This window comes from Streptacidiphilus sp. BW17 (genome assembly GCF_041262485.1).
In the GTDB taxonomy this organism is placed as follows: Bacteria; Actinomycetota; Actinomycetes; order Streptomycetales; family Streptomycetaceae; genus Streptacidiphilus.
Genome location: NZ_JBGCCR010000072.1, coordinates 1 through 6,355, shown reverse-complemented (window position 1 = coordinate 6,355; position 6,355 = coordinate 1). Strand labels below are relative to the sequence as shown.

General features: G+C 73.2%; 5 protein-coding genes. All 5 read left to right on the top strand.

From position 1 onward, the window contains the following. Window positions 1-191: 191 nt before the first annotated feature. Entirely contained in the window at window positions 192-1,421 is a 1,230-nt protein-coding gene (locus ABH940_RS36785; RefSeq protein WP_370107273.1) for an NUDIX domain-containing protein, read from the top strand. Window positions 1,422-1,439: 18 nt separating this feature from the next. After that, window positions 1,440-2,222 carry a DUF4184 family protein gene (locus tag ABH940_RS36780; RefSeq protein WP_370073026.1) on the top strand — a complete coding sequence of 261 codons (783 nt, stop codon included), beginning with the start codon at window positions 1,440-1,442 and terminating at the stop codon, window positions 2,220-2,222. A 119-nt stretch (window positions 2,223-2,341) separates the two neighbouring features. Continuing rightward, the gene (locus ABH940_RS36775) at window positions 2,342-3,556 is read left to right on the top strand and encodes a geranylgeranyl reductase family protein (protein WP_370107274.1); all 1,215 of its coding nucleotides are present in this window, start codon (window positions 2,342-2,344) and stop codon (window positions 3,554-3,556) included. A gap of 97 nt (window positions 3,557-3,653) precedes the next feature. Then, window positions 3,654-4,910: a sensor histidine kinase gene (locus ABH940_RS36770; RefSeq protein WP_370107272.1), complete on the top strand. Its 1,257-nt coding sequence runs from the start codon at window positions 3,654-3,656 to the stop codon at window positions 4,908-4,910. Window positions 4,911-4,942: 32 nt separating this feature from the next. Then, window positions 4,943-5,608: a response regulator gene (locus tag ABH940_RS36765; RefSeq protein ID WP_370073028.1), complete on the top strand. Its 666-nt coding sequence runs from the start codon at window positions 4,943-4,945 to the stop codon at window positions 5,606-5,608. Window positions 5,609-6,355: the final 747 nt, after the last annotated feature.

Sequence of the window (6,355 nt, the reverse complement as noted above, 5' to 3'; positions counted from 1 at the left end):
ACTACGGCGTCGTCGGCGACCTCTTCCAGGTCCTGCCCCAGCTCACCGACGAGATCAAGACCCGCAAGGGCTGACCCCCAACAAGCCCCCACGGTTACTGAAACAAACGAACGGCCCCCACGTCGCCACCCGGTGACGCGGGGGCCGTCGTACGATGCGGGCTGGTCAGCTGCCTCTCCGCTGGGGGACCTGTGATCGTCTGGCTCAACGGCGCGTTCGGCGCCGGCAAGTCCACGACCGTACGCGAACTGCACCGTCTGCTGCCCGGATCGCACATCGTCGACCCCGAGGGCATCGGCGCGCTGCTGCGCGACCTGCTGCCCGCCGACGCGCGGCGCGGTCACACGGACTTCCAGGACCTGGTCGCCTGGCGACGCCTGGTCCCGGACACCCTCACCGCGCTCCGGGCGCAGCTCGGCGAGGACGTCCCGCTGCTGGTACCGATGGCGCTGCACCGCCAGGACTACCGCGACGAGATCTTCGGCGCGCTCGCCTCCTGCCGGATGGAGGTCCACCACATCGTGCTGCACGCCGAAGAAACGGTTCTGCGGAGCCGGATCGAGGCCGACAAGGACGACACCCGCGCCCGCCGCTGGCGGATCTCCCATCTCGACGCCTATGCGGCTGCCCTGCCCTGGCTGCGCCGCGACGCGGCCGTCGTGGACACCGCCGAACTGACGCCGGGTCAGGCGGCCGAGCAGGTCCTCGCCGTGCTCCGCGCGGGCACCGCGCGGGTGCCGATCGTGCAGGACGCGATCGCAGCGGGGGACACGGTCGCCGCCGCGGTGCTGCTCTTCGACGAGGAGGACCGGGTGCTGCTCGTCGACCCGGTCTACAAGGCCGGGTGGGAGTTCCCCGGCGGCGTCGTCGAGGTCGGCGAGGCACCGACGGCCGCCGCCGTCCGCGAGGCGTTCGAGGAGCTCGGCCTGGAGCTGGCCGAGGAGAGCCTGCGCCTGCTCGCCGTCGACTGGGAGCCGCACCGTGGCCCTAGATCCGGCGGCCTGCGGCTGATGTTCGACGCCGGGCGGATCGCCGCCGCCGACCGCGCCCGGATCACCCTTCCGGCGGCGGAGCTACGCCAGTGGCGCTTCGTCAGCGCGGCGGACGCGTCCGACCACCTCGCGCCGAACAAGCTCGCCCGGCTGCGCGGCGCCCTCACGGCCCGGGAGTCGGGCGAGGTGCTCTACCTGGAGGCCGGGCGCGCGCCCGGAGACCGCACAGACAGCGGGGACCGCAGGACCGGCGATGACAGCGGGGCCGGCGCAGACCATGCCGACCATTCGGACCATGCCGACCATTCGGACCATGCCGACCGCTTGGACCATGCCGAGCGCTTGGACCGTTCGGACGGCTCGGACCGCGCGCGCCTTGCCGACCGGGTGGACCGCGTGGACCGGGTGGACCGGCACCAGGCGGGCTGAACCAGGCAGGATGATCCTGTGCCGTTCACCTTCAGCCACCCCGCCGCCGTCCTTCCGCTGCTGCGCGCCGCCCGGCCGCAGGGGCCGCTGATCGCCTCCGGGCTGGTCGCCGGCTCGCTCGCCCCGGACGTCCCGTACTTCGTCGACAGCCTGCTGCCCGGCGCGTACGCGGTGGGGAGGCTGACGCACCGTGCGTGGGCGGTGCCGACGCTCAACGTGGCGATCGCCGCCGGGGTCGCGGCGGCCTGGTACGGCCTCAGGCGCGAGCCCGCCGGGCGGATCGCGGAACCGTGCGCCGCCGACTGCGTGCAGGACGCGGCGTGGTTCGCCGCCTCGGCGGCCGTGGGCGCGTTCACCCATGTGGCGTGGGACGAGTTCACCCATCACGGGCGCTTCGGGGAGCGTCACATCCCGGCGCTCGGCCACCGGATCGGCGGCCGGATGCCCGTCTACCAGGCGTTGCAGTGGGTCTCGTCCGTGGCGGGCCTGGTCGTGCTGGGCCGCGCCGCGAGCCGTACACCGCAGTTGAAGGACGCGGTTCGCGAGGCGGGGTCCTCGGTGTCCCCGGCGGCGACGGCGCTGGTCGGTGCGGCCACCCTCGTCGGCGCGGTGCACCGGCTCCGCCGGGACCGTGCCCATGGGACCGAACCGCTCAGCGGGAACGACCTGGTCGCGTCGGTCAGCTTCGGCGCCGGAGCGGGCGCGGCCGTCGGTGTCGTGGCCGCCGCGGCGGTCGGCTCCGGCCTGCGTGCGGTCACCAGCGGCTCACCGGGCACGCGCCGCGCGGGGACGCGCCAGTAATATGACCGATCGTGAGCGAGAACCAGGGCCTCGGCGCCGATGAGAACGTCGAGAACGACGAGAATCTGACCACCGGAGCGACCGAGCTGCTCGACGGCGGTGATCCAGCCCTTCTGGGCGTGGAGGTCACCGACGCCGCGGAGGCGCTCGCCGACGACCTGGGCGGTGTCTGGGACGTCGTCGTGGTGGGTGCGGGGCCGGCGGGCTCGTCCGCCGCGTACGGTGCGGCGGAGGCCGGGGCGACCCGGGTGCTGCTGCTCGACAAGGCCGCCCCGCCCCGCTACAAGACCTGCGGGGGCGGCATCATCGGCCCCTCCCGCGACGCGCTTCCGCCCGGCTTCACCCTGCCGCTCAAGGACCGCGTCCACGCGATCACGTTCACGCTCGGTGGCCGCTACGAGCGCACCCGGCGTTCCAAGCGGATGCTCTTCGGCCTGATCAACCGCGACGAGTTCGACCACGGCCTGGTCCAGGCCGCCGAGAAGGCGGGCGCGACGCTGGTCACCGGCGTCACCGTCACCGGCGTCACCCAGCCGGAGGAACACGAGGCCGGGCTCGCCCTGGTCACGATCCAGGACGGACGGACCGTCAAGGCCCGTGCCGTGGTGGGCGCGGACGGCAGTGCGGGCCGGGTCGGCGCGCACGTGGGCGTCGTCTTCGACCAGGTCGACCTGGGCCTGGAGGCCGAGATCCCGGTCCCGGCGGACGTCGCGGCGCAGTGGCGTGGCCGGGTGCTGCTGGACTGGGGCCCGCTGCCCGGATCGTACGGCTGGGTCTTCCCCAAGGGCGACAGCCTGACCGTCGGCGTGATCGCGGCCCGCGGCAAGGGCGCGGAGACCCGCGCCTACCTCACGTCGTTCATCGACCAGTTGGACCTCGCCCGGTTCACCCCGAGCGTCGAGTCGGGCCACCTGACCCGCTGCCGCGCCGACGAGTCGCCGCTCTCGCGCGGCCGCGTCCTGGTCGCCGGTGATGCGGCGGGCCTGCTGGAGCCGTGGACCCGCGAGGGCATCTCCTACGCCCTCCGCTCCGGCCGCCTGGCCGGCAAGTGGGCGGCGAAGCTCGCCGGCGCGAAGAACGGCGTCGAGGTCCGCCGCGAGGGCCTGGGCTACACCTTCGACATCCGCGCGGACCTGGGCCAGGAGATGCGGGTCGGCCGCCGCATGCTGTCGGCCTTCGAGCGCCGCCCGCAGGCCTTCCACGCCGCCGTCCTCACCTTCCGCCCGGCCTGGCGCGCCTTCGCCCGCGTCACCCAGGGCCACACCACCTTCGCCCGCCTCACCCGCGAGCTCGGCGTCTCCCGCCGCACCATCGACTTCCTGACCCGGAGGTAGGCAGGTCGGAGGTGCCCGGACGTACTGCCCTGGGAGTACGTCCCGGCACCTCAGTGAGGTGACGCAACGGGCGGGGGATCTGGCCTACGGTGCACGTATGAGATCCGGTTGGCGCGAGGGGCCCGGCCCCGAGATGCCTGATGACGGGCCGGGGTGGCCGGGATGGCCCGGTCGGCCGGGCCGGCGCGGCAGGCGCGACCGCGGCGCGCGGCGGGTCGTCGCCCTGGCGTTGGTCGTCGCGTTCATCCAGGTGCTCGGCACCCGCGCCGTGGCCGGGCACCAGCACGGCGGGAACTGGCACGAAGGGCTGCCGGCGCCGGCGGTCGTGCTTCTGCTGGCCGGCCCCGCCCTGCTCCTGCTGAGGCGGCGCTGGCCGTTGCAGGTCTGCGCCGGGACGGCGGCGGTGGCGGGGCTGTACCTGTTGCTCGGCTATCCGTACGGGCCGATCGTGCTCAGCGTCGCCATCGGCTACGTCAGCGCTGTGCTGGCCGGGCGGCGACGGGCCGCGTGGATCAGCCTGGGCGCGCTCTACCTCGCCCATGTGGTCGTCAACGCCGCGACCGGATCCCTGCGCTGGCCGGTCGAGCTCGGGGTGCTCGCCTGGCTGCTGCTGCTGGTCGCCGCTGCGGAGCTGATGCGCACGCGGATCGAGCAACGCCAGCACTGGCGTGCGGCCCGCGCCGAACGCGAGGCGCGGATCGCCGACGAGCAGCGGCTCGGCATCGCCCGCGAGCTGCACGACGTGCTCGCGCACAGCATCTCCCTGATCAACGTCCAGGCCGGGGTGGCGCTGGAGCTGATCGACGACGACCCGGAGCAGGCGCGCACGGCGCTGACCACGATCCGGGACACCAGCAAGCAGGCGCTCGGCGAAGTGCGCCAGGTCCTCGGCACGCTCCGCTCCGGCGAGCCAGCCGACCGCAGCCCCGCGCCCGACCTGGCCCGCCTGGGCGACCTGGTCCGCCAGGCGGGCGTGGCCGGGCTGACGGTCACCGTCACCCGGACCGGGCTGCGCCGCGCGCTGGCCGCCGGGATCGAGCTGGCGGCCTTCCGGATCGTCCAGGAGGGGCTGACCAACGTCATCCGCCACTCGTCCGCGCGGACCGCTGAGGTGTTGCTGGACGACAGCGCGGAGCGCCTCACGGTGACCGTCCACGACCCGGGCCCGACCTCCGCCACCGGAGGTGCCCGCGCGGGAGGCAGCGGCAGCGGGCTGGCGGGCATGCGCGAACGCGTGGGCGCGCTCGGCGGCAGCGTCGAGGCAGGCCCGGCACCCGGCGGCGGCTTCACCGTCCGCGCCGAACTGCCGCTCGCGAACGGATGGACAGCGAACGGATGGACGGCGCGCCGATGACCACGACGAGTCACGATCCCCTGGGAGACGACATGATCCGCGTGCTGCTCGCCGACGACCAGCAGCTGGTCCGGGCGGGGTTCAAGGCGCTGCTCGACGCCCAGTCCGACATCACCGTCGTCGCAGAGGCCGACGACGGCCTCCAGGCCGTCGAACGCGCCCGCGAGCTGGCGCCGGACGTGGTGCTGATGGACATCCGCATGCCCCGGCTGGACGGCCTTGCCGCCACCCGGAAGATCTGCTCGGACCCGAAGCTGAGCGAGGTCAAGGTGGTGGTGCTGACCACCTTCGAGATGGACGAGTACGTCTTCGAGGCGCTGCGCTCGGGTGCGGCGGGCTTCCTGGTGAAGGACACCGAACCGGCTGAACTCGTCCGCGCCGTCCGCGCCGCCCACGCGGGCGACGGCCTCCTCTCACCGGGCGTCACCCGCCGCCTGATCGCCGAGTTCGCCGCCCGCTCCAAGGAGCCGGAACAGCCCGCGTCCCTCTCCCGCCTCACCGACCGCGAACGCGAGGTACTGGCCCTGGTCGGCCTCGGCCTCTCCAACGAGGAGATCGCGGGCCGCCTGGTCGTCAGCCCGCTGACGGCGAAGACCCACGTCAGCCGGACCATGGTCAAGCTGGGCGCGCGCGACCGCGCCCAACTCGTCGTCCTCGCCTACGAGTCCGGCCTGGTCCGGCCCGGCTGGCTGGGCTGAGGCGGGAGTTCACGCGCAGGTTCCGCTCGCTGAGGGAACAGCGACCTACCCGGCCTTGGGGTAGCGGGTCGGCGAAGATGGTGAACTCGAGGCGGGAGAAAGCCAGCACGGGCGCGTTTTGATCCTTGTCGTCGGAGATGCCGACCATCCGAGTGCCGTCCTTGATCCGGGCGGGCTGGAAAGTTGCACACGCTCGCCCCGACGGTCCCGCTCGATATGGTCGGCCAGCATCTCCCCGTGGTCGACTGCCGCACGGGGCATGCCCAGTTCTGCCGCCTGCTCCTGTGCCCGGCTGTGTGCAGCGCACCAATAGCAGTGCCCGCTTCTGACGCTACGGGCTCCGTCTGAGCACGTCCATGAGGCAACACGAATCATTCCCGTGATGGAATAAACGATCAACGAAACGACGAAAGCCCCGATACCCAACTACCCGTCAGGGCATGGCGGCCAGCGGGGCTGACAGTTGATCACTTCTTCGACATCCGATCCAAGGTGGGGGCAGCGTGGTCGGCACCGATCACGACAGCCTGCTTGCCTCCGTCGGCGATCCGCTGCGGGCCGCTGCCTCCGGCCGGCTGGAGCACTCCCAAGCGGGCGTGCCGGTGGGCCGCTCCCGGGTGGTGGGGCGGCTGGTCGGCGGTTCGTTGGCTATGGGTAGCGGGTGTTGGGTGGGGGTGGGGTGTCGGGTGGTGGGACGGCTCGGGGTCGGCCGCTCTTCATCTGTAGTTCCCAGCCGGTGTGGTGGAG

Excerpts from the sequence above, each read along its gene's own strand:
- ABH940_RS36770 (WP_370107272.1), top strand. The coding sequence starts at position 3,654 with ATGAGATCCGGTTGGCGCGAGGGGCCCGGCCCCGAGATGCCTGATGAC.
- ABH940_RS36765 (WP_370073028.1), top strand. The coding sequence starts at position 4,943 with ATGATCCGCGTGCTGCTCGCCGACGACCAGCAGCTGGTCCGGGCGGGG.